21 protein-coding genes are annotated in these 24661 nt (G+C 48.9%); 10 read left to right on the top strand and 11 right to left on the bottom strand.

All coding sequences use genetic code 11. The annotated features are described in order from the left end of the window. Positions 1-59: 59 nt before the first annotated feature. Positions 60-1895, bottom strand: coding sequence for an Hsp70 family protein (locus tag ACSF8W_RS11180; RefSeq protein ID WP_500847414.1), 1836 nt, complete (start codon positions 1893-1895; stop codon positions 60-62). Next, on the bottom strand, positions 1895-2554 hold the full coding sequence (locus ACSF8W_RS11175; protein ID WP_500847413.1) for a DUF2760 domain-containing protein: 660 nt from the start codon (positions 2552-2554) through the stop codon (positions 1895-1897). The genes ACSF8W_RS11180 and ACSF8W_RS11175 overlap by 1 nt, the downstream gene beginning before the upstream one ends. A 346-nt stretch (positions 2555-2900) precedes the next feature. Here ACSF8W_RS11175 and ACSF8W_RS11170 point away from each other — a divergent pair, with 346 nt between their 5' ends. After that, on the top strand, positions 2901-3257 hold the full coding sequence (locus ACSF8W_RS11170) for a YajD family HNH nuclease (RefSeq protein WP_500847412.1): 357 nt from the start codon (positions 2901-2903) through the stop codon (positions 3255-3257). Between the two features lie 89 nt (positions 3258-3346). On the opposite strand, the gene ACSF8W_RS11165 is transcribed toward ACSF8W_RS11170, so the two are convergent. Continuing rightward, the gene (locus tag ACSF8W_RS11165) at positions 3347-3640 is read right to left on the bottom strand and encodes a winged helix-turn-helix domain-containing protein (RefSeq protein WP_500847411.1); all 294 of its coding nucleotides are present in this window, start codon (positions 3638-3640) and stop codon (positions 3347-3349) included. A 173-nt stretch (positions 3641-3813) separates the two neighbouring features. Here ACSF8W_RS11165 and ACSF8W_RS11160 point away from each other — a divergent pair, with 173 nt between their 5' ends. The 6 genes from ACSF8W_RS11160 to lpxL all read left to right on the top strand — a co-directional run bounded on the left by ACSF8W_RS11160 (position 3814) and on the right by lpxL (position 10260). Next, positions 3814-3951 (top strand): periplasmic nitrate reductase, NapE protein, encoded by a 138-nt coding sequence (locus ACSF8W_RS11160; protein ID WP_428478019.1) that lies wholly within the window; start codon positions 3814-3816, stop codon positions 3949-3951. Positions 3952-4071: 120 nt separating this feature from the next. Continuing rightward, entirely contained in the window at positions 4072-6564 is a 2493-nt protein-coding gene (napA, locus tag ACSF8W_RS11155) for a nitrate reductase catalytic subunit NapA (RefSeq protein ID WP_500847410.1), read from the top strand. 12 nt (positions 6565-6576) lie between these two features. Next, positions 6577-7032 carry a nitrate reductase cytochrome c-type subunit gene (locus ACSF8W_RS11150; protein WP_500847409.1) on the top strand — a complete coding sequence of 152 codons (456 nt, stop codon included), beginning with the start codon at positions 6577-6579 and terminating at the stop codon, positions 7030-7032. An 11-nt stretch (positions 7033-7043) separates the two neighbouring features. After that, positions 7044-7625 carry a NapC/NirT family cytochrome c gene (locus tag ACSF8W_RS11145; protein ID WP_500847408.1) on the top strand — a complete coding sequence of 194 codons (582 nt, stop codon included), beginning with the start codon at positions 7044-7046 and terminating at the stop codon, positions 7623-7625. A 311-nt stretch (positions 7626-7936) separates the two neighbouring features. Next, positions 7937-8899: an LpxL/LpxP family Kdo(2)-lipid IV(A) lauroyl/palmitoleoyl acyltransferase gene (locus ACSF8W_RS11140; protein ID WP_500847407.1), complete on the top strand. Its 963-nt coding sequence runs from the start codon at positions 7937-7939 to the stop codon at positions 8897-8899. Between the two features lie 431 nt (positions 8900-9330). Next, positions 9331-10260, top strand: coding sequence for an LpxL/LpxP family Kdo(2)-lipid IV(A) lauroyl/palmitoleoyl acyltransferase (gene lpxL, locus ACSF8W_RS11135; protein WP_500847406.1), 930 nt, complete (start codon positions 9331-9333; stop codon positions 10258-10260). 143 nt (positions 10261-10403) lie between these two features. On the opposite strand, the gene ACSF8W_RS11130 is transcribed toward lpxL, so the two are convergent. The 6 genes from ACSF8W_RS11130 to ACSF8W_RS11105 form a co-directional block, all read right to left on the bottom strand. Beyond that, entirely contained in the window at positions 10404-11693 is a 1290-nt protein-coding gene (locus ACSF8W_RS11130) for a serine/threonine transporter (RefSeq protein ID WP_500847405.1), read from the bottom strand. 504 nt (positions 11694-12197) lie between these two features. Continuing rightward, on the bottom strand, positions 12198-12680 hold the full coding sequence (locus tag ACSF8W_RS11125; protein WP_500847404.1) for a YajQ family cyclic di-GMP-binding protein: 483 nt from the start codon (positions 12678-12680) through the stop codon (positions 12198-12200). Between the two features lie 85 nt (positions 12681-12765). Further along, entirely contained in the window at positions 12766-13824 is a 1059-nt protein-coding gene (locus ACSF8W_RS11120; RefSeq protein WP_500847403.1) for a 3-deoxy-7-phosphoheptulonate synthase, read from the bottom strand. A 452-nt stretch (positions 13825-14276) separates the two neighbouring features. Then, a complete protein-coding gene (locus ACSF8W_RS11115; RefSeq protein WP_500847402.1) occupies positions 14277-15362 on the bottom strand; it encodes an acyltransferase in 1086 nt (361 codons plus the stop codon). A 190-nt stretch (positions 15363-15552) separates the two neighbouring features. Continuing rightward, entirely contained in the window at positions 15553-17151 is a 1599-nt protein-coding gene (locus ACSF8W_RS11110) for a protein adenylyltransferase SelO (protein WP_500847401.1), read from the bottom strand. 97 nt (positions 17152-17248) lie between these two features. Then, the gene (locus ACSF8W_RS11105; RefSeq protein ID WP_500847400.1) at positions 17249-18601 is read right to left on the bottom strand and encodes a hypothetical protein; all 1353 of its coding nucleotides are present in this window, start codon (positions 18599-18601) and stop codon (positions 17249-17251) included. A 309-nt stretch (positions 18602-18910) separates the two neighbouring features. On the opposite strand from ACSF8W_RS11105, the gene ACSF8W_RS11100 reads away from it, so the two are divergent. Beyond that, on the top strand, positions 18911-19750 hold the full coding sequence (locus ACSF8W_RS11100) for a CvfB family protein (protein ID WP_500847399.1): 840 nt from the start codon (positions 18911-18913) through the stop codon (positions 19748-19750). A gap of 139 nt (positions 19751-19889) precedes the next feature. Further along, positions 19890-21506: a peptide ABC transporter substrate-binding protein gene (locus ACSF8W_RS11095; protein WP_500847398.1), complete on the top strand. Its 1617-nt coding sequence runs from the start codon at positions 19890-19892 to the stop codon at positions 21504-21506. Positions 21507-21636: 130 nt separating this feature from the next. Here the strand turns inward: ACSF8W_RS11095 and ACSF8W_RS11090 are convergent, their stop codons facing one another. Continuing rightward, positions 21637-22902 carry a metal-dependent hydrolase family protein gene (locus ACSF8W_RS11090; protein ID WP_500847397.1) on the bottom strand — a complete coding sequence of 422 codons (1266 nt, stop codon included), beginning with the start codon at positions 22900-22902 and terminating at the stop codon, positions 21637-21639. Between the two features lie 270 nt (positions 22903-23172). Here ACSF8W_RS11090 and ACSF8W_RS11085 point away from each other — a divergent pair, with 270 nt between their 5' ends. Continuing rightward, positions 23173-23724 (top strand): OmpA family protein, encoded by a 552-nt coding sequence (locus ACSF8W_RS11085; RefSeq protein WP_500847396.1) that lies wholly within the window; start codon positions 23173-23175, stop codon positions 23722-23724. A 101-nt stretch (positions 23725-23825) separates the two neighbouring features. Here ACSF8W_RS11085 and moeB read toward each other — a convergent pair whose 3' ends face one another. After that, a complete protein-coding gene (gene moeB, locus ACSF8W_RS11080) occupies positions 23826-24581 on the bottom strand; it encodes a molybdopterin-synthase adenylyltransferase MoeB (RefSeq protein ID WP_500847395.1) in 756 nt (251 codons plus the stop codon). Between the last annotated feature and the right edge of the window lie 80 nt (positions 24582-24661).

The raw sequence follows: 24661 nt of genomic DNA, 5'->3' as shown, positions 1-24661 counted from the left end.
CATCATGAAGAATTCGGGGGATAAAAAAACGGCGCCCTGAGGCGCCGTTTTGATGGAGATTAGTTGTCGCGTACGTCGAACTCGACTTGCCACTTCTGACCGCCATCGGTCGGAATAGCTTCTAGGCACAACGTACCCAGTTCCGTTACACGCGATGCCAAGCGAACAGGCACAACTTCACCTGCGCTGCGACCTTCAACGACAGGCAAGGTCACTTGAATAGACGGCAACTCTTCAAGCTCTTCCGGCTGCCACCAATCAAGGTGTGTACCGGCAGGATCTTCACGGCGAACCGTTGAACCGAAGAACTTAAATTGTACAGGCTGGCCAATCACCAGACCGAATTCACGGCTTGGGACATCGGCATGTGTGCCTTCTTCCATACCAAACGGTGCCACACAAAGGGCTTCCACTGGCGGTTCCATGCCTGGAATCGCTGGCATAGAGCTTTCGATACCCACGTAGTAGCTGCTGGCAATACCACCACGGATACGTACGCCTTTACCTTTACGCACAGAACCGTAGTAAGACGCGCCGCTTGCTACCGCAAGATCCAAATCAAGACCTGTTAGACGCTTGGCTTCGTCGCTGCCCGCGGTTGTTAGCCAGCTGTTGATGATCGCCATCAGACGATCAGACAACAGATCAGACTTCAGCACACCACCGTTGAACAAGACTGCGGTAGGGCGAATAAAGCCTTCGTGCAATTGCTCGTATTTTTCAAACAACTCGTCGACCGCAGAAGACTGACGACTAAGGAAACCCGCAACGTGGCGCGATACAGCTGCATCTTGTGCGTATGGCAGACCCATTTGGGTCAGGGCGCCGCGCTGCATTTCAACCGGATGCTCTTCAATCGCAGTACGCGGGAAGAAACCTTCTACCAGCGTTTGCTGGACTTCTTCTTGGGTCAACTCAGTTTGCAGTGTGCCACCTAGCAGTTTAGAACCACGGCTTGGTACCACGATTGGCACGGCTTGCAGTTCTGCATCGCTAAGTAGGGCTTCTTTTGCATCACGACACGCGTGTGTGATCGCTTGGATCTGCCATGGCTGTAGTGGCTTGCCTTCTTGCGCCAGCTTCATCTTCAGGCGGTAGGCAAGGGCCAAGTCCATGTTGTCGCCACCCAATAGGATGTGATCGCCAACGGCTACGCGGTTCAGTGTCAGGTTGCCTTCTTCTTCCGTCACGGCCACCAAAGACAAATCCGTGGTACCACCACCGATATCAACAACCAAAATCACATCGCCAACCGTTACCTGATCACGCCATGTTTCTTCGTTATTTTTCAGCCAGCTGTACACAGCCGCTTGCGGTTCTTCTAGCAACGTCATGTGCTTGAAGCCCACTTCACGTGCCGCTTCAGCGGTTAAATCACGGGCCGCAGGGTCAAACGAAGCCGGTACCGTGATCGTCACGTCTTGTTCAAACAATGGTGAGTCAGGGTGTTGGTGATTCCATGCGTCAGCAAGGTGCGCCAAGTAATGACGTGTTGCTTCAACAGGAGAGGCTTTGATCACTTCTTCAGGGCTGTTCAGTGGCAAGAACGCATCACGACGGTTAACACCACCGTGGCAAAGCCAGCTTTTTGCACTTGAAATAAGACGGATAGGGGTCTTGCTGCCAAGGTTACGCGCCATTGCACCGACGATAGCGTTCGGTTTAGCGCTCCATGGCAGTGCCGTATCGCCTTCGGCCAACTCAGATTCATGTGCTTGGTACATGAAAGAAGGCAGCTGATCCTTTTCTTCCACATTGCCCGGCGTGGTCAATTGGGCAATCGGCATGACAGTGACAGCGGCGTCTTCGTCTTGAAGGTCAACATACGATAAAACACAGTGTGTAGTACCTAAGTCGATACCGACGCTGTAGCGGTGTTCTTGTGTGTCTTGCATTACAGTTCAACCTCAGCCGCGGCAACAATCTTCGCATCGTGGCCTTCTGCCAGTTTTGGCAGTTTCACATCAGTAACTTTCCAGCCACGGTGAATAAGGGTGCCGGTAAATGGTGCTTCACCTACAACGTTACCTGTTAGGCGGACTTCAGAGGCATTGAAGCCTTGTGGTAGCGTAATGCGTGATTCTTCTTCTTCGTCACGCACTGGGGCAAAGCGGAAATATTCGTTAAGGACTTTCTGACCACCTTCGTGGATCACACGGGCAGCCGCGCCAATTTCAGCATCGGCAAAGCCTTTCAGATCTTCTTGCATGAAGTCGATAAAACGCGCTTCCTGCTGAAGCAACGACAATAGCTGAAGTGCTGCATCAGGGGTAGAGGTTTTCAGTTTCGGTTCAACCTCAACAATCTTCTCTACGATTTTTTCTACTTCAACGACTTTCTCGACTTCGACAATTTTCTCGACAGGTTTTTCAACCTCGACAATCTTCTCGACTTCTTTTTCGACGACTTTTTCGATTTCAACCGGTTTGCCTTTCTTGGCGATGTAAAGTACTAGCATGACCAGCAATAAACCACCTAGCCAAGCATGCCCCATGTCGATCGTTGTCGGCATTGCCGATAAATCCACAGTTAATTTAGAAAAATCAAAAGCCATAATCCGTCTTCTCTATCAAGTGAGATTACATTCACAAATTAGGTAGAATATTATCATAATCAAGGTGCATTACACTGTTGCGCATGAACTTTTTGACCGATTTGAACCATTTAGGATTCTTGTCGGCTAATTAAACAGCAACTCGCGCTGACATAGCCCTGTCATAAGCATATAAACAGAGTGATATGCTGTGATATTTTCCCCATTTTCTTCCACTTCCCCTTCATTTTTAGTGCAAATTGTCGGGAACGGTGAGTGAATTCATGAAATTGTCGCAAGATTACGGCACTTCAAGCAGAATTCGGTTAATATCGGCAGGTTAAACATTATCTATTTAGGTGAGAACATGTCATCAGACTATTACGGAACCAGTGCAGCCTATGCACGTCAAGAGCAAGGCTATCGTGAAAAAGCATTGAAGTTATACCCTTGGGTATGTGGTCGCTGTTCCCGTGAGTTTGTTTATTCTAATCTGCGTGAACTAACCGTCCACCATGTGGATCATGACCACACCAATAACCCGGCTGATGGTAGCAACTGGGAATTGTTGTGTTTGTTCTGTCATGATCACGAGCATGAGAAGTACACCGAGCACGATAACCAAATGGGTAGCGTGGTGAAAGCCGGTGATAACGATCATGTGGCGGCGACATTCAATCCGTTTGCGGATTTGAAAGCCATGATGGAAAAAGGTAAAAAATAACAGGGTGAACAGCCCTGTGTCGGCCTTGGCCTTTGTTTACCGATAACATGTGCTTATTTATAGCAACGGTGTAGCGATAAACAATCGGCTTAGGGATAATCCAGCAGCGTTTTTATCTCGTTCAGGTTATCGGCGATCCACTGTTTGTTGATCGCCCCCCAATCACTGATTTCATAGTGACCACTGCGGTTACGCGCCCCTTCCTCCTGCACAAATTGGCAGCTGATATCCAGCTCCGCCAAGCTTTTTATCGTGTCTTGCGCGGTTCTTCGTGGCATGCCGGTATAAGACATAATCCCTGGCACGCTTGCCACGCCATGATCAATTAAATACGCCACATAGAGCCGCCTGTAAAAACTGGCTTTGGTTTTGCTTACCGTCATCCCGTACATCCTTTTTCTTGGAATGTTAATTCGTTAGCTATCAGGGTAACACATTCCCCCTGCGCTGCGGCGGCATTTGTTGTACCTCTCGGGCGGCGAGCTTTTACTGATTGGGTTATCAATTTCTCAGAAGCTAACTAGAGTTAACAGTATCGAGTGAAAGGGAGGACGTCATGACAGATGACAATCGACACCGTGCTGAACTCAAAGCTTTCCTGTTTATTACCATTATTTTGTTTCCGATCTTGGCGGTTGCGGTTGTTGGCGGCTATGGATTCTTTGTGTGGTTTTTGCAGGTAGTTACAGGGTAACAAAGCAGTGTTAGACCGTAATGCTGACGCAGCGAGTGCGGCTTTTCGGCGCGAAGAATGTAAGCAATAACAATCTTACCCCGTTCATAAAGTCAATTAACAAAGCAGAGTGAGGGAGCAATGACGTGTTCTCGGCGTAAATTTCTTAAAGCACAGGCTGCGGCCAGTGCAGCGGCTGTGGCCGGTATTTCACTGCCCGCAGTGGCCAGTAATGTGGTGACAGACGCCAGCCAAACGAAAATCACATGGCGAAAAGCCCCTTGCCGATTTTGTGGAACGGGGTGTTCGGTGAATGTGGGGGTGAAAGAGAACCATGTGGTGGCGACCCATGGGGACATCAAATCACCGGTCAATCGTGGCCTGAATTGTGTGAAAGGCTACTTTCTGTCCAAAATCATGTACGGCGATGATCGCCTGACCCAGCCTTTATTGCGGATGACCGATGGCAAGTTCGATAAGAATGGGGAGTTTACCCCGATCTCTTGGGATCAAGCTTTCGACATTATGGCGGAGAAATGGAAGGCGACGCTGAAAGCCAAAGGACCGGAAGCCATTGGCATGTTTGGCTCGGGGCAATGGACTATCTATGAAGGCTATGCGGCCTCGAAATTGATGAAAGCCGGTTTTCGCTCGAACAATATTGATCCAAATGCACGACATTGTATGGCGTCAGCCGTGGTGGGCTTCATGCGTACCTTTGGGATGGATGAGCCAATGGGCTGCTATAACGACATTGAGGCGGCCGATGCCTTTGTGTTGTGGGGCTCGAACATGGCAGAGATGCACCCCATACTCTGGACCCGTCTCACCGATCGCCGTTTGTCGAATCCTGATGTGAAGGTCGCCGTACTGTCTACCTACACCCATCGCAGCTTTGAATTGGCCGATGTTCCCATCATCTTTACGCCGCAAACCGATTTAGCCATTCTTAACTTCATTGCGAATTACATTATTACCAATAACAAAGTGAATCAGGACTTTGTCGGTAAACACGTGAATTTCAAACGTGGGGCGACGGACATCGGTTACGGGTTACGGCCTGATAACCCGTTACAGGAAAAAGCGAAAAACCCCGACAGCGGCGCTTCGGAGCCGATGAGTTTTGAGGAGTACAAGGCCTTTGTTTCTGACTACACGGTTGAGAAAGCCAGTGAGATGTCGGGTGTACCGAAAGAAAAGCTGATTGAATTGGCCAAACTGTATGCAGACCCGAATGTGAAAGTAACATCGTTCTGGACCATGGGCTTTAACCAGCATACCCGCGGCGTGTGGTGTAATAACTTGGTGTACAACATCCACCTGTTGACGGGCAAGATTTCCACCCCAGGCAACAGCCCATTCTCGTTGACAGGGCAACCCTCTGCCTGTGGGACAGCGCGAGAAGTGGGGACGTTCTCTCACCGTTTACCGGCCGACATGGTCGTGACCAATCCTGAACACCGCAAAACCGCCGAGAAAATCTGGAAGCTGCCAGAAGGAACCGTACCGGAGAAGGTCGGTGCCCATGCGGTGCTGCAAAACCGATTATTAAAAGATGGCAAAATCAATGCCTACTGGGTGCAGGTGAATAATAACTTGCAAGCGGCGGCCAATATCAATCAAGAAGGGCTGCCGGGGTACCGTAACCCTGACAACTTTATTGTGGTGTCGGATGCTTACCCAACGGTTACGGCACAAGCGGCTGATTTGGTCCTGCCTTCGGCGATGTGGGTGGAAAAAGAAGGCGGCTACGGGAATGCGGAGCGCCGTACGCAATTGTGGCACCAAATGGTGGAGGCCCCTGGAGAGGCGAAGTCCGATCTCTGGCAATTGATGGAGTTTTCCAAACGATTCACCACGGATGAAGTGTGGCCGGCTGAACTGTTAGCGGCGAATCCTGCGTATAAAGGAAAAACGCTGTTTGACGTGCTGTACGCTAATGGCAATGTTGATGCGTATCCATTGGAAGATATTCCGAAAGATGTCACCAACAGTGAAGCCCAAGTGTATGGCTTCTATGTGCAAAAAGGGTTGTTTGAGGAATATGCCCAATTTGGCCGTGGACATGGCCATGATCTTGCGCCCTTTGAACGTTATCACGAGACCCGAGGATTACGTTGGCCAGTGGTGGATGGCAAGGAAACGCTGTGGCGTTATCGCGAAGGGTCCGATCCGTATGTGAAAGCCGGGGCGGGGTTTGAGTTTTATGGCCATGCAGACGGCAAAGCGATTATCTTTGCCTTGCCTTATGAGCCGCCGGCAGAAAGCCCGGATGATGAATTCGATATGTGGCTTTCTACGGGGCGGGTGTTGGAGCATTGGCATTCTGGCTCGATGACCCAACGGGTGACGGAGCTGTATAAAGCGTACCCAGACGCACAAGTGTTCATGCATCCCGATGATGCCAAACAACGCGGACTACGACGCGGGGATGAAGTAAAAGTCGTGTCCCGACGCGGGGAGATTTTAACGCGGGTTGAAACACGTGGGCGGAATAAGCCGCCTAAAGGGTTAGTGTTTGTGCCTTGGTTTGATGCCAGTCAGCTCATCAATAAAGTCACCTTGGATGCGACCGATCCCTTATCCAAGCAAACGGACTTTAAAAAGTGTGCCGTGAAAGTGGTGAAAGCCTAAGGGGGACTGAGCATGAACAAAATGATTTCGCTGCTTCTATTGATGTGGGTGAGCACCATCGTTGGAGCGGCAGGGGTAATAGAAAGCGATGATCTCGCCACCTTGCGTCACTTTGAGCTAAAAGGGGAGCCCGAGCCGCCATTGATGAGTAAAACCATTAATAACGACCGGATCCCGGCGCGCAGTTATCCGATGCAACCACCGATTATTCCGCATAAGATCGATAACTACCAAGTTGATTTGAACGTAAACAAATGCATGGCCTGTCACGCGCGCAGTCGCGTAGAGGAAACGCAGGCGACGATGATCAGTGTCACTCACTATATGGACAGAGACGGTAACTTTTTGGCGGAGCTGTCACCGCGACGGTATTTCTGTCAGCAATGTCATGTGGTGCAGACCGATGCAAAACCCTTGGTCGGCTCCACCTTTACCGATCTCGATACGCTGCTCGATGAAGAGAAATAAGGAGGAGGCGTATGTGGCAATGGTTAAAGAAATGGTGGGCACTGCTGCGTTCACCGGCCAAGTACTTCAGCTTGGGCTTCCTGACATTAGGGGGGTTCATTGCTGGGATTATTTTCTGGGGGGCGTTTAATACAGGGATGGAACTCACCAATACCGAAACTTTTTGTGTGAGCTGTCATGAAGACAATGTCTATCAGGAAATCCAAGGGACAATCCATTTTACCAATCGTACCGGGGTGCGGGCGATCTGTTCTGATTGTCATGTTCCGCATAATTGGACCGATAAAATGGCGCGAAAAATGCAGGCATCCAAAGAGGTCTGGGCATGGATGACCGGATCCATTTCAACGCCTGAGAAATTCGAGGCGCGTCGATTGCACATGGCGGAAAGAGAATGGACGCGGATGAAGAAGAATGATTCATTGGAATGCCGTAACTGCCACGAGTTCACCTACATGGACTTTACCCAGCAATCTCAGCGTGCTTCCGTGCAGCATTCCACCTCACTGGCGGATGGGTCGAAAACCTGTATCGATTGCCACAAAGGCATCGCGCACCACTTACCGAACATGCAAGGAGTGGAAGGCTTTTAGTGTCACAGAGAGCGGAAAAAGTTGGCTGTAGACACGGTTTTTTGATGATAAAAACGGTTATTGTTGCTTCATTGTGGGAATACTGGGCGCAGTAGCCGTTTTTGTTTTTATCTTCGCATCAAAAAGAGGGCAGTTTTTCAGAGATTTATTGCGTGTGATGGTTTTTTTTAGGGAGAACGCCCTGTTCCAAAATATGACAGTGGATTTTGCTATTTTTTTCGTGCTGCAGAGCGTATGATTCGAGCCCAATAACTGGTGGCATCGCCACTCGCAATGACTCCCTTTCGAGCTTATGTAATGCGGTTCCTTTTATGAGTAAATCTACTACGCCTCGTTTTTCTTGGACGTTTTTAACCCCTCGCAATTGGCCAACGTTGCTATTGATACTCACGATGTATCTGATCAGCAAGTTGCCTTATACGTGGCTACGCCGTCTTGGTCAGGGTATTGGTCGTACGGCCATGCGCTTGATGAAAAAACGCCGCTTCACCATTGAGCGAAACCTAGCATTGTGTTTCCCCGATATGTCGACCGCGGAACGTGAAGCGCTCATTAAGCAGAACATCGATAATGCTGGCTTAGCGCTGTTTGAAACGGCCATGGCGTGGTTCTGGTCTGACGCGCGTGTAAACCGTCATGTGCGCATTGAAGGCATGGAACACATGGAGCAACTCGAGCGAGAAGGGAAAGGCGTTGTGTGCATTGCGGTGCATTCGATGAACCTGGAGCTAGGTGCTCGCGCTTTTGGTATTCATAAATCGGCGAGCGGGGTGTACCGCCCGAATAACAACCCTTGTTATGATTACTTTCAGCATAAAGGGCGCTCACGTTCAAATCGTACGCTGATTGATCGACGAGACGTAAAAGGCATGTTGAAAGCGCTGCGTAATGGCGCCCGTGTGTGGTACGCACCGGATCACGATTACGGTCGCCGCCGTGCGACGTTTGCGCCACTCTTTGCGGTAGAAAATGCCTGTACGACCATGGGCACCAGCTTGCTGGTGGATAACAGTGGTTGTGAAGTGTTGAGTTTCACCATGGTACGTGAATCAGATTCTGGCCAGTACGTGATCCGTATTTCTCCGACCTATGCAGATTTCCCGCGTGATCAGCCTGAAGAAGCCGCGGCTTATGTGAATAAGATTGTGGAGTCTTCCATTATGCAGGCCCCAGAACAGTATATGTGGTTACACCGCCGCTTTAAGACACGCCCAGAAGGTGAGCCGTCGTTGTACTCGAAAGAGGAACCCGAGCTGACACCGCATTCAGCGTAAGCGTTACGGCTGTTATATTACTGTTGAACGATATAAAAAGAAGCAAGCTTGAACGCTTGCTTCTTTTTTTTGTGCTGTTATTTTTCCTGCGTCCTGCGTCCTGCGTCCTGCGTCCTGCGTCCTGCGTCCTGCGTCCTGCGTCCTGCGTCCTGCGTCCTGCGTCCTGCGTCCTGCGTCCTGCGTCCTGCGTCCTGCGTCCTGCGTCCTGCGCTAATTGATAGCGTTGTTATCTGATATGTGAGCAAAATCTCATCGTTGGCTTAATACAAGCTGAAAAGTCGGTGGACAGTTTTATAACGTCTTGCGAATAAAAAATCCTGACAATAATATGCTGCTCTCGAATAACTTTTCGTATGCAAATATGTGTGTGGCAACGTATTGATTCAGCTAACATTGAATACGGAATAACAAGAAAAACGGGATCTGAATGTATGAGTAAGTTCATTGCACCCACTTTCAGTAAGTCATTACTGCATCCGCGCTATTGGCCTGTGTTGTTCATGGTCGCTATCATGTACTTATTGAGCTGGCTGCCTTATTTTATCCAATTTCGCTTAGGGCAATTGGTCGGGCGAGTAGGTATGCGCATTGTGAAAGCGCGTAAAGCGACCATTATTCGCAACCTTGCGTTGTGTTTCCCGGAGATGCCGCCTGAAGAGCGGGACGCGATTGTCAAAAAGAACATCGACAATACGGGTTTAGCGCTGTTTGAAACCAGCATGGCATGGTTTTGGCCGGATCTTCGTGTACAGCGTCATGTGACCTATGAAGGGCTCGAGCATATCCATCAGTTAGAAGCCGAAGGGAAGGGCGTGCTGCTGATTGCGGTGCATTCGCTGAATTTGGAATTGGGGGCCCGCGCATTTGGCCTACAAACCCCGGGTATTGGGGTGTACCGCCCAAATAATAATCCTTGTTTTGATTATTTTCAGTACCACGCTCGGTTGCGCTCAAATAAAGTCATGGTTGATCGAAAAGATGTGAAAGGCATGCTGCATGCCCTGCGTACAGGCGAGCGTGTATGGTACGCCCCGGATCATGATTATGGTCGTCGTCGTTCGGCGTTCGTGCCGTTGTTTGCAGTTGAGGATGCGTGCACGACGACAGGAACCAGTTTACTGGCTGATGCGTCACATTGTGCATTAGTGCCTTTTGCGATGATAAGAAATACCGATTCAGGCCAATACACCCTGAAAGTATTCCCACCGCTGGATAAGTTTCCACACCGTGATGAAGAGGCTGCTGCCGCGTACGTGAATAAAGCCGTGGAGCGTTCGATTATGGAAGCCCCTGAGCAATACATGTGGCTACACCGTCGGTTTAAAACTCGTCCAGAAGGGCAAGGTTCGCTGTACAAATAGTAGCGCGCAGTACCAAGCGTATTCATGGAAGGGGTTAGACTCTAGACGTATATCGCGAAAAGCACTTCATCAGAAGTGCTTTTTTTATGCATAAAAAAGGCGACCCAAGGTCGCCTTCATGCGTGTTGCTTATTGATTGCGTATTACTGTGCTAGCGAGTAGAAAATCGCAGACATAGAAATCAGACCAATGATCACAACGAATACGTTGCTGATTGCGCCTGAGTACTGACGCATAGCCGGTACTTTCTTGATTGCGTACATCGGCATGATGAACAGTAGCATCGCAATGATCGGACCGCCAAGGCTTTCAATCATACCCAAGATGCTTGGGTTGATGGTCGCAACTGCCCATGTTGTTACTAGCATGAACAACGCCGTGATGGTATCCAGCGTCTTGTTGCTCACTTCTTTACCGCGGCTACGTACCATTTTCAGCATCAGACCGTTCATGCCTTCACTTGCACCCAGGTAGTGACCAAGGAAAGACTTCGTGATAGCAATGATAGCCACAATTGGGGCTGCGTATGCGATCATTGGTGTGTTGAAGTGGTTAGACAGGTACGTCAGGATAGAAACGTTCTGTGCTTTCGCTTCTGCAAGGTTAGCAGGCGACAAGCTCAATACGCAGCTGAACACGAAGAACATCACGGTGACAACCATCATGATGTGGCTGCGAGCAAGAATGCGTGCACATTGCTTTTCAGCTTGCTCACCGTATTCTTTCTGCTTCGCTACCGCAAATGATGAGATCACTGGTGAGTGGTTAAACGAGAACACCATAACAGGTAGAATCAGCCAAACCGCCATCAGTACGGTGGTCATGCCGCCTTCTGCTGGCATTACGTGTTCGAAAATCGCACCGTTCCAGTAAGGTACCAAGTACATTGCCAGCATTAGCAGTACAGCAACGAATGGGAATACCAATACGCTCATGGCTTTAATGATAAGTTGCTCGCCCAAACGAACAATCGCCATCAGAGCAACGATAAGCACAAAGGCCAATACCGCACGCGCTGGTGGTTCAATGCCAAGCTGGAACTGCATGAAGCTTTCAACGGTGTTGGTCAACGCCACGCTGTATACAAGCAAAATTGGGTAGATCGCAAAGAAGTAAAGCAGTGTGATGACTTTACCCATGCCAGCGCCGAAGTGTTCTTCTACTACTTCAGTGATGTCAGCACCTGGGTTTGAGCTCGAAAGGACAAAACGTGTCATGCCACGGTGAGCATAGTAGGTCATTGGCAGCGCAAGAATGGCCATAACCAAAAGTGGGATCAAACCACCCACACCTGCGTTAATTGGCAGGAATAGTGTACCTGCACCGACAGCAGTACCGTATAGGCCTAGCGCCCATACTGTATCGCTTTTGCTCCAGCCCAGCTTTTTATCGCTTGCGGCAGATGATGCAGTATTGTTTTTCACAGAGTCCATTATGGACATCTCCTTTTTAGGTATCGTTTATATAACCTTCAAAGGGTTCTCGCTGTGTATCTTCCATGCTTTGTCATGAAGCATTCAATGACAAAGGAATATGAGCAGGATGCGGCGTTAAATCGCTGCATTCAAAGGTGAACATGGCAAAGGCAAGTGGTGAGAGAGGCGCATTTTATAGTTAAATGGCTTCGTTGATATCCGTTATCTTTCGGTGCAATTCCCTGCGAGCACATCGCGAGTGGATCATGTCTGCTCGATATCTCTAATTAATAAAACCTTTAAAACGACAAATTGAACCCTAGATAGGACGGGGCAGTATAGGGGAATATCCATACCAGACCTATGGATTTCCACTGTTAGTTCGTCTGTTTGCACAAATATCGGAAACTCTGGTCAGAGTCTCGCCAGTCATAAAGCAGAGGTTTGCGGCTACCGCAGGCATAAAAAAAGGAAAAGCCATCGCTTTTCCTTTTTAGATTGTGCTGTTACTGACGCGAACAATTAGTCGCGGAAGTTATCAAACTGGAAAGGTTGACCAAATTCACCTTCGCGGATCAGCGACATAACCGCTTGTAGGTCATCACGCTTCTTACCGGTTACGCGGATCTTGTCACCTTGAATCGCAACCTGCACTTTCATTTTGGCGTCTTTGATCGCTTTAACAACTTTCTTTGCGATCAAGCTTTCAACGCCTTGTTTGAAAGCCACTTCTTGGTAGAAGGTCTTGCCTGAGTGAACGATGTCTTTCAGTTCCATCGCTTTCGCGTCAACGCCGCGCTTTGACAAGTTACCGCGGAAAATGTCCATCATCTGGTTGATCTGGAAATCAGATTCTGCAGACACTTTGACGACTTCTTTGCTTAGGCTGAAGCTGGCATCAACATTACGGAAGTCAAAACGTGTCGCGAGTTCACGGCCAGAGTTATCTACAGCATTCTTCAGTTCTACGTTATCAACTTCAGAAACAATATCAAAAGATGGCATGGCTAAATCCTAAATGATTACTATCTAAAACAGTGATGATTATATTGTGTCTCATCCTGGGGGACGAGACCGTTTATTATAGTGATTATGACTGGCGTGTCGCGATGGCATCCGCCAGCATGTTCAGCATTGTTACCGTATCGTCCCAAGCAAGGCACGGATCGGTGATGGACTGGCCATAGGTCAATCCATCGAGATTGTTGATATCGACGGCTTGGTTGCCTTCAACAATGAAGCTCTCGGCCATGATACCGGCAACCTGTGTACTGCCTGAGACAATCTGCTGACAAATATCCGCGGTCACATCCAATTGGCGTTTGTGTTGCTTCTGGCAGTTGCCGTGACTGAAATCCACCACCAAGCGCGCAGGCAAGGCAAAGTTCGACAGTGTATCGCACGCGGCGGCCACATCTTCACGGTGGTAATTAGGCATTTTACCGCCACGTAGGATTACGTGGCCGTAAGGGTTACCGGATGTGCGGTAAATAGTCATCTCACCGTCTTTCGATGGTGAACAGAACACGTGAGACTCACGGGTCGCACGGATCGCATCAACAGCGATTTGAATGTTACCGTCAGTGCCGTTTTTAAAGCCCACAGGGCAAGATAGGGCAGACGCCATTTCACGGTGAATTTGTGATTCTGTGGTACGTGCACCAATCGCGCCCCACGTGATCAAATCCGCCAGATATTGACCGGTGATCATATCAAGGAATTCGGTGGCGGTTGGCATGCCAAGGCGATTGATGTCCACCAGCAGTTTACGCGCGGTGTGCAGGCCTTTGGCTAAATCCAGGCTGCCATCAAGGTTCGGATCCGACACCAAGCCTTTCCAACCCACAACAGTACGGGGTTTTTCAAAGTAGGTGCGCATCACAATGAAAAGTTGATCGTTGTATTGTGCCTGTACATCGAGCAAACGCTTAGCGTAGTCGATAGCGGCATCAGGGTCATGCACAGAGCAAGGACCCACGATAACAAGTAGACGACTGTCATTGCCGGTTAGAATGGCTTCAACCTGACGACGAGCGTGTGCGATGTGATCCGCAATGGCATCAGTGACGGGGTAAGCGGCTTCCACCTCTGCGGCCGTTGGCATTGGGCCAAGGCTAACGGTGCGGAGTTCATCTGTTTTCATTGGCATAGCAGTTGCCTATCTCGGTATTACAAAAATTAACGACGCGTAAAGATAGCCCAAAAGGCGTCAGGAATAAACCAAACTTGTGATATAGCTTAGTTTTTTATTCTTAACCTCGTTGCTTTTATTCAAATTTTAGCCATCTCGATCAAACCGTGAGGATTTTTATTCAGAGAAAAAGCAATGAGGCGGCATTACGTGCGGATAAAAATGTGTCTTTATCCTTTTAAGCAACGGATTTGTACTCTGGGTACGGCAATCAGGGAAAGGGGGGCTTTTAGGCTGGATTTGGCGCGAGTAGGTATTCTTAATTCCTTGATTATGCGCGTATTGTGTTGTCGTTAAGTGGAGGGCAACTGACATATATAAAAAACCAGCTCTCGCTGGTTTTTTATATGAGGGAATGGCGTCTCGACGACGAGTGCCTATCTATCTATCTATCTATCTATCTATCCTGCCTACGCACTGTGGCGGTGGGGTGTGCTTTGGGATGCATGGGGTTCAACCGGCGGTTTTTTGTGTGGTCGCAATAGCCATGGGCTGAGCGGGCTGCGCTCAATCAACACAACTAAGCCAAACGATAGGACGATGCATAACGCAATTCTCAGTACGTCTTCAATGAATAAAGGTAACCCAAGCAAAGGCAATACATTCATGAGTACCACTAATACCAATAGATGACACAGATAAACGCCCAACGTGCGCTGACTGAGCTGAGAGACAACGTCTGATGTGCCTAACGTTCGGTTGCCGGCTAAGAACAGGAAGATACCCGCCGTCCAAAATGGTGTACCAATTAAGTAGTCATGCTCGATAAAAAGCATGTCATAACGGGTTAAGAAGAAGGCTTCAGCAAAGTGCATCATCATGCCAACCACCGCCAGCATAATTGCAACCGGTTTAGATGCATGGATATTGTGGTGGCGGAACGTAAAGCCGATGGTGAGTAACAGGGTGCTAAAAAAGGGACCGTTACGGGTGAAAATCGGTGATTCCGTCATAAATATCGGTTCGTAACTGCCCGCAGACAGCCCATATGCATACAGGGTGATCCCAACAGGCAACAGCCATTTTTGCTGTTGCATTTTGCACAATTGCGCCATTACCGCTAAGCCACACAGCAAACCGGGAATGTACCATAAATGGACAAGCCCCCCTTCGAAGAGGGTGTTTAGCGGGTTGCTGAGTAAGTATTGCCAATAGCCACTGCGCTCGGTGAGGTACCCTTGTTCGATCACGGTCATGAAGTTAAACGGCATGAGCAGGTAAATCGCACTCCATGCTAACCACACGGTAAGCAGTGGTGAGGCGTATTGGCGAAAGGTTTCCCAGGGGGCGTTTTTCAGCTTTGGCATGATGAAGTAACCCGCCAACAAGAAAAACAGAGGCACGGCGAAACGACAAGATTGATTAATTATCATGCCGACCCAAGGCTTTTCGTTAATGAGCGGTGCCGTGAGGAAAGCTTGAGCATGAAGGGTAATAACGGCACAGAGCGCAGCGACACGTCCCCATTCAAAGCTCGCAATACGTTGTGTATTCATAAATCCCTAAACCAAAGAAAGTGAGCGCTTGAATTTTTATTGTGAGCGAAGAAATCTAGCAGGGTATGATTTATAAATTTACAAGCTAGATCAAATATTTGATTTATTCTCCTATATTGTGAACGTGCCACGATAAAATCGTGAAATGCCTCGCATAAACCGTGGATAATTAACGTGCGAGTTGGATGAATTATGACGAACAACTGATTGCTAAGGTTTTGCCCCACGCCGGTGGCTGTTCAGCAAGATGGGCCAAGTGTGAGTGTTCGTTGTAAGGGGATTGCAAAACAGTGAGTAAGTCATCAATCATGCTGTAATCACCCCGCTCGGCTTTTTCGATCGCTTGCTGAGCCAAATAATTACGCAGAATGAACTTGGGATTATGTTGTTGCATCCGTTGACGTCGTTCTGGATCCGACAGTGGGTCGAGTTGTACCCGCGCCATGTAATCCTGCAGCCACGTTTTTACCGGTGCGAGGTTGCTTAACAGCGAGGCAAAATCATCGCCGGACGTTGCAAGGGCATCCGCGGGGATCTGTGACAAGGTATAAAAGAACAGGGTGTAATCGACCCGCTGCTGTTTCAGTAGGGTAAATAGGGCAGAAAACAACGCGGTATCTTGATCTAAGGCTGACACAAGGCCTAATTTGTTACGCATGTTGCGGCTATAGGCTTTCTGTAATGCGGGCTCGTAGCCGTGTAGCGCATCATCAATCGCTGTTTTACTGATCAGTGGGGTAAGGGCGTAACCCAGTGCCGACAAGTTCCACAGGGCGATCGATGGTTGCTGATAAAAGGCATAACGGCCACTGTAGTCAGAATGATTACAGATGAAGGATGGATCGTAATCATCCATAAAGGCATAAGGGCCGTAGTCAAACGTGAGTCCCAACACAGACATGTTATCGGTGTTCATCACACCATGGGCAAAGCCGATGGCTTGCCAGTCTGCAATCATGGTGGCGGTGAGTGTGACGATCTCCTGAAACAGCAACGCATAACGGCTTGTCTTTTTATTTACCGCCTCTTTATTTAGGGCCTCGTTATTTACTGCCTCGTTATTCATTGCCTTTTTATTAATCACTTCGTTGCTACTCGCGTCTGTGCCCATCGCAGCTTCGCTAGCGTGTTGGTCGGCCGATGTATCAAGATGCGGGAAATGATGACGAATCAAGTAGTCAGCCAGCAGGCGAAGTTCATCATGTTGTTGGGTGTAAAACAGGTATTCAAAGTGACCAAAACGCACATGGCTTTCTGCCACGCGTACCAAGGTTGCGCCGCGTTCTTCCGTTTCTCGATAAACCGGTGTGTCACTGCCCAGTAACGCTAGTGCATGGGTGGTGTTGATCCCGAGCCCTGCCATGGCAGCACTGGCCAGATATTCCCGGATGCTTGAACGCAATACCGCCCGTCCATCACCTTGACGGGAATAAGGCGTTAATCCGGCTCCTTTCAGGTGGATATCCCACTTTTTACCGCTTGAGGTCAACACTTCCCCTAACAGCAGGCCACGGCCATCACCTAAATCGGGATTGTATTGGCCAAACTGGTGGCCGGTGTATTTCATCGCAATGGGATCAAAGGCGGGGTGGGTGGCGTTACCGGTGAACAGATCGACAAAGTAGGGGGTATGGGCTTGTTGCGGATCCAGGTCGAGCCATTCGCACACGTGCGGATTCACATGCACCAAAAAAGGGGCATCCAACGGTTGTGGTGACAATGGCGTGCCAAAGGCGGTCGGCAGTTGGCGGTAGGTATTGTGGCAAATCAGCTGGGACAGTGTTTTCATAAAGGGCTCAACAACAGTGATGATCCCTTTAAGCATAACAACTTGAACGGTACTTACAACGGAGAGAAAGTAAGGCTATTGGTTGGCAGTCTGTGCGTTATTTATCCACATCAATCGGTTCGATATCCACGATTTTGGAACGGTTCATAATGATCTTCCAACGTTGGATACGCACGGTTTTGTCTTCGTCGGTTTCACGCGTGATCAGGTTGATCAAATGGCGTTTTTCGACCGACTCTTTCGCCACTTGGCCATCTTTCAACTGGTAAATCTTCTGCGATCCTTTTTCCATCAGCTTGGTGATGCTGCGAAGATCCAAAATGATGGATTCACGTGTTTGCTCGTAACCGGTTAAGAACTTCGTCGGCGACATGCGGGTGGTGCTTTTATAGTGCAAAATCGTTTCTTCGTGCTGCGATACTTTGTGTTTGCGCACACGGCGGATCTCTTTATCCAGCGTTTTATAGGCTTGGTATTCCATCCATTCCAACTGACGGCCGATCAATTGGTTGGAGTTGGCATCAAAAAATTGTTTACGCCATTTAGGTTTACCTTTACGTACCCAACGCCACAGCATGACTTTCAAGTCATCTTTAAAGACTTCACGGGCGGCGTAAATAAACGACAGCACCAAAATGAAGGAGGCGGTGATGTCACCCAACACACCCCGGGCTTTCATCAGCATCAAGGTGACGAAAATCATCACAAAACCGGCAGCGAACCCCGTAACCACCTTGCGGGTGTTTTGACCCAGTTCCGTGGTTTTTTCTTTCATGGTGACCGGGTATTCAATCAAGCGGCGCAATAAACGCATCTTGTTCGACATACGGGTTAAGTCATCCATGGCTTTGCTGGAGTTATACTTCAACTCGATGCGGTGCGCGGATTCGGCGGCAGAAATATCCAGCAACAAGGTTTTAATGTCACTGTAATCGCTGCTGCGGGGCAGGTGCGCGACTAACTCCAACAATTTCTGTTCGGTAAACCAAGACAGGTAGTTGTCGACATTTTCGTAATATTTGTGCAGCTTTTGATCGCTTGGCACATTTCGACGCAGACGCTTAAGAATGCGAATGGTCAGTTGCGCGACTTCTTCTACCTCTTCGAGTGACCGCTCTTCTTTGTCGTCGAGCAGCATTTGCGTCGTTTTTTCAAGAGCGAGCGCATACTGGTAGGCGTACAAGCTCAAGCTGAGTCGATACTGTTCAGTCGACAGTTTTCCTCGGCTGGCTAAGCGGCTGTGTACTAACGGTAAGTGGTTAATGTCACTGTAGTAAGTGCGTTTACCCACAATGGCATTATGGAAGAATTCTTCTTCTGTGATGATATGTCGGTTCAGTCCCAATTCACCGGGCACGAAAATATAGAGATCCAGCTCTCTGTTGGTTGTTTCTTGAATGACGTGTGAAATCTTTAGCTTGTGGCCGTCTTTCTTTTCAACAGTGATCACTATACTCAATAACCTCGGTAAACAGACTGATAGGATAAACAACGCGTACAGTATCGTGTCGACGATTGTGCTTGCATGCAGAAGAGGCCTAATTTTAGATGAATTAGCGGGTTATTAGCAGCGGTATTTTTCCTTCGTTCCTTTATTAGCGTGAAAAACAGGCAAATAATTGAAGATAGGTCAGGCATGGCAGAGGAACATCACGTATAATGCGCGACCTAACGATGACGTTGAGCGTGATCACATTTTTGTTACTGCTCGGTGCATAGCGCGCAGAGCTGTTCGAGTTACCCAGAGAGTGTCGAGATAATGATTAGAATTGGACAATACAACACATTAGAGGTCGTCAAGAAAGTTGAATTTGGCGTATTCCTTGATGGTGGAGAGGACTTCGGTAATATTTTACTGCCGAAAGCTTGTGTTCCTTCTGGCACGGATCTGGGTGATCAACTTGAAGTGTTCATCTACTTTGATTCAAACGACGAAATCATTGCGACCACGAAGCAACCATTTGCTACCGTTGGTGATTTTGCGCTGCTACGTGTTGTTGGTATCTGTGGTTTCGGTGCCTTCGTTGATTGGGGTCTGGATAAAGATCTGCTTGTGCCGTTCAGTGAGCAGCGTCGCCGCTTGGAAGAAGGTCAAGACATCATGGTGCGCGTGTACACAGACAAAGCGTCTGGCCGTATTGTAGGTTCAACCAAATTCAACCGTTTCTTGGACAAGACGCCCGCTAATTACACCGTGGGCCAAGAAGTGCAGGTGATGATCGCTGAAACCAGCGAACTGGGCTACAAAGCCGTGATTGAAGAGCAGCACTGGGGCTTGTTGTTCCGTACTGAATCGTTCGGTAAATTGTTCCCAGGCAAGAAACTGAAAGCGTACGTTAAAGAAATCCGTCCAGATGGCAAAATCAACCTGTCGCTACAAAAAGCGGGCCGTGCCAAAGTTGATGATTTGGCAGATAAAGTACTGACTACGTTGGCGCGTAAAGGTGGCTTCATGCCATTGAGCGACAAATCATCACCGGATGAAATCTTCAAAGAATTCCGTACCAGTAAAGCAACGTTCAAGAAAACCATCGGTGGCCTGTACAAGCAAGGCATGATCGTTATTGAGCGTGACGGTATTCGTTTGAACGATAACTGATCCGTAGTGACAGACTCAAATTAAAAGAAGCCGGTGTGAATCACCGGCTTTTTTGTGCCTGTTAGACTATCGTGTTGTGAAGTTTAGCGGTATGTTAATAATTCACTGATGAATAACGGGTATCTAGGAAGGATAGAATATGCAAGGAAGTACGCTAACGGTTATCGCTGCGGCGGTTGCGCTGCTTGCTGTCGCCCCAACATGGGCGGCTGATGTGCCAAATACTGTCAGCTTGGCAGAGGTGCAAGAGTTGGTTCGGGGGAATGGCGATGAAGTGCCGACGCTCGATCCCTCGTACTCGTCGGACACCGCCAGTTCGCGCGTCATTTCAGATATGTTTGAAGGGTTAGTGACGCAAAGCCCGGAAGGGGAGATCATTCCAGCCTTAGCCACCCATTGGGAAACATCCGCCGATGGCAAAGTGTATACCTTTCATTTGCGAGACAATATTCGCTGGTCAAACGGCGACCCCATTGTGGCGATGGATTTTGAATACAGCTTCAAACGGGTCATCGATCCGCACAAAGCCACACCGTATTCTTGGTATTACACTACCGCGCACATTTTAAATGCCGACAAGATCAGCCAAGGAAAACTGTCACCAGACAAATTAGGGGTGAAAGCGCTGGATGCGAAAACCGTGCAGATCACGCTGGATCGCCCCGTGCCGTATTTAGTGAAAATGTTAACCCATGAATCCACGTTTCCGGTCTACCGTCCCGCGATTGAAACCTACGGTGATGCGTGGACCAAGCCTGAAAATATCGTGACCAGCAGTGCCTATAAGCTGACCCATTGGACACTGAACGAGCGTATTGTGCTGGAGCGCAACCCGACATACTGGAATAACGATAAAACGGTGATTGAGCAGGTGACGTATTTACCAATCGCGGATCTCACGGCGGAATACAATCGCTTCCGCACTGGCGAAATTGATATCACGTCTTCATTCCCGCTTGAGCAATACAACGCGATCAAAAAACAGCGCGCCGATGAGTTGCTGACCATGCCATCGTTGGGCACCTATTACTATCTGTTCAATGTGCACCAAAAGCCGTTTGATGATCCGCGCGTGCGTAAAGCGTTAGCTTATGCCATTGATCGTGACATTGTCACAAAAGCCATTTTAGGGCAGGGGCAAGTGCCCGCTTATGGTGTGACGCCGCCGTCCGTAGATGGCTTTGAAGCACCGGTATTGGCATGGGGTGAGCTCAGCCAAAAAGCGCGGAATAAACAGGCCAAAGCCTTGTTAGCTGAAGCCGGGTACGGGCCGTCTAAGCCATTGTCTTTTGAGTTGGTCTATAACACGTCAGAATCACACAAAAAATTGGCCATTGTGATGTCGTCGATGTGGAATAAGACACTGGGCGCGAAGGTGGATTTGGCGAATCAGGAATGGAAAACGTTCTTGCAGAAACTGGGTCAGCAAGACTTCTCCGTGGCCCGTTATGCGTGGATGGGGGATTACAATGAAGCCTCGACCTTCTTATCGTACTTTGAGTCCGCCGGAATGAACTATGCCCGTTGGTCTGATGCTGCTTACGATGAAGCGATGAAACAGGCGATTCAAGCTCCCACCAATGCGGCCCGTAATGCGTATTACCAACAAGCGGAAAGGATTTTTGCCGATGCCATGCCTGCCATTCCGCTTTATCACTACACGCGCTCAGTCTTGAAAAATACCAAAGTCGGGGGCTATTCCACCACGAATGCGTCTGAGCCGCGTTATACCCGCGATCTGTATATGATGAAATAAGCAGTGATATCATGAAAGTAAGTCAATGACAGCAAGCCGGCCTTGATTGAATGATTGGCCGGCTTTTTATTGTGCGAGACCCGAGACCCGAGACCCGAGACCCGAGACCCGAGACCCGAGACCCGAGACCCTAGCGCAGTGTGTTTTTGTAGATCACCCCGTCTTTCATGATCACCTTTTGTGTTTCAGGATTAACCACACAGGCCACGCCTTCCAGTGGGTTGCCTTCAATGATCAGTAAATCCGCGTAAGCCCCTTCCGCAATGACACCCAATGTGCCGTCTTGGTACGGATGTTGATATGTTGACAAGTTAAATAGCTTGGCACAGTTAGAGGTCACCATGCGCAAGGCGGTGAGGGTATCAAAGACCTGTTCAATGGCCGCCAGTTCGTGTGACTGGGTGGCATGGACACCTAAGTCGCCCACGCAGTCAGTCCCAAAGCAGAGGTTGTTAATGTCATACTTTTTGATCAGCGCTGCGGATTTCAACATTGCTTTACCGACGCGTTCGGTCTTTTGATAGAGCGACTCTGATCCCAATGGAATTTTACGTTCAGCAATGAGTGACGATGTAAAATAGGACGGAATCACAAAAATGCCTTTTTCTTTTATGATCTGGGCAATCTCATCATCCATGATAGTGGCATGTTCAAACGACATGATACCCGCTTCGGCAGCACGCTTCATCGCGGGTGTCGTGTGGATATGTGCCGCGACATAGGTACCGTAATCAGAAGCCGCTTCAACTGCGGCTTTCAGTTCGTCCAGTGTGTATTGCAGGGTATCCAGTGGATCAAAGGTTGATGATGCGCCACCGCCAGCCATGATCTTAATTTGTGATGCGCCCATGAAGAGTTGTTCACGCACCGCTTTAAGCACTTCTGCTCGCCCATCGGCAATGGCGAACGCTCCGGTTTTCATTAGCGGTGAATCTTCATGGCCACGAAGACGTTGCTGACCGCGATTCTGACGGTAATCGGAATGGCCAGAGGTTTGGGAAATTGCAGCTTGTGACGGGAAAATACGCGGGCCGGTGGCATAGCCACTGTCGATGGCGGTTTTAAGGCCGATGGTATTACCGGCCACATCCCGCACAGAGGTAAAACCGCGCATGAGCATGCCTTCTGCCACTTTGGCAGAACGAATGGCGATCTCTTCACGGGTCATGGTGTCGAGAACATGTGGCGCGGCGGACAGGGAGATGTGCACGTGTGCATCGATAAGGCCGGGCATCACGGTATGGCCTGTGGCATTGATGACCTGCTCAAAGCCAGCCTCATTGATAGGCTGGTGGCTGATGGTTTCGATCCGGTTGTTGTTGACCACAATGTCGACCGCTTCTAGCAGGGTAGGGTCAGTGCCATTGAATACATGGGTATTTTTGATAAGTAGCATGATAAGTCCTCAAAACGTGAGCCGTCTTACACTCTGGGTGATCCATATTGATATGACAGACTGTATCTGCTGAGAGGAAACGGGTTTTATCATTTCACGCCATGTGAAGTAGAAATAGTAATTCGGCACAATTTGAAAGAATTCGCTATTCGCTTGCAAATTTGATTGTGAAGTATCTCCATACTCTACTTTTTCGCTCAGATGTAGAAAGCGCCTTTTGATAAAGTCATTTATTCATAGGGTTTTGCTTTTTCTTAGCGTGGTGTTTAAATGAAAGTTGTATGGGTATTATTATTCTCCCTGTTTGTTGTAGGGTGTGCGTCAACAAGTGAAGAAGTGGTCACAAAGACGAAAACGGTCTCGAAAGAGAAAGTGAATGCGTTTTTGAACCAAAGTCTTCGTGATGTTCAAGCGGTCGTGGGCCGTGATGTGGGCAGTGTTGCCCGTAAAGGCGATCAAGTCTTGATCACACTGAAAGGTGATCAGAGCTTCAATCATGACAGTGCAACAGTACGCGCAGAAGGTGAAGATGTACTTAGAAAGCTTTCTGGTATTTTGGTGAATGAGAAAAATTCACGCATCTTTGTCGGTGGTCATACAGACAGCGTTGGTTCTGATGAGTATAACCGCGTATTGTCGACCAAGCGTGCAACGTCAGTGTCAGATCTACTGACCACTTACGGCGTCGACAGCAAGCGCGTAGGTGTGTTCGGTTTTGGTGAAAGTGCACCGATTGCAGACAATAAGAAAGCGTCTGGTCGCCAAGACAACCGCCGTATTGAAATCCGTTTGACGCCTATTTTTGATAATTTCCTCGAGTAATCGGCCAGCGTCAATCGCATGAGTGACAATGCACACAACATAAAAAAGGAAGCCATGGCTTCCTTTTTTCTTTGTCCTGTTTTATCCGCGCGTAAACGAACTCAGGCCCCTGAGCCACATACCGAGCAACGTGGTTGCTTACTCAGTTTCATTTCACGCCATGCCATGTTCATCGCATCCAACATCAGGATCTTACCGACCAGCGGTTGGCCTAACTGACTGGCCACTTTAATCGCTTCCATCGCTTGTACGGCGCCGACAATACCGACAACCGGTGACATGATCCCCGCTTCTACACAGGTTAATGCCTGTTGACCGAAAAGGGCACTCAAGCATTGGTAGCAAGGGGCATCGTCTTCATAAGTGTACACGCTGATTTGGCCTTCCATTCGAATCGCAGCCCCTGAAATGAGTGGCGTTTTCGTCTGGAAACACAAACGGTTGAGTTGGTTACGCGTATCCACGTTATCGCAGCAGTCGAGTACAAGATCATGCTGGGCGATTAACGCTTGCAGTTCCTCATCACCCAAGCGACGCGCGAATGTCTCGATCTGGGTGTTTGGGTTAATCGTACTCAGCGCCTGCTTGGCGGAGTCCACTTTTAACATGCCCACGGTCGTGTCGTTGTGCAGCACCTGGCGTTGTAGGTTAGACACTTCGACTTTGTCATCATCGATCAAAGTGAGTTTGCCCACACCGGCCGCTGCCAGATACTGGCTAGAGGCACACCCTAAGCCACCCGCGCCTAAAATCAGCATTGAGCAAGCTTTCAGGGCTTCTTGCCCCTCAAAATCAAATTGTTTCAGAATGATTTGGCGGTTATAGCGCAGCATTTCCGCATCGGTAAGTTCTACCACGGGATTCTTCCTGTTGTGTTGTCTCATTGTGGTGTATCAAAAACGACAACGTGGCACCAGTGTGTCGTTACCTGCCACGT

The organism is Photobacterium sp. 270122K, from assembly GCF_059941365.1.
The sequence above is the reverse complement of the archived record's forward strand: the minus strand, read 5'-3'. Positions and strand labels throughout refer to the sequence as shown.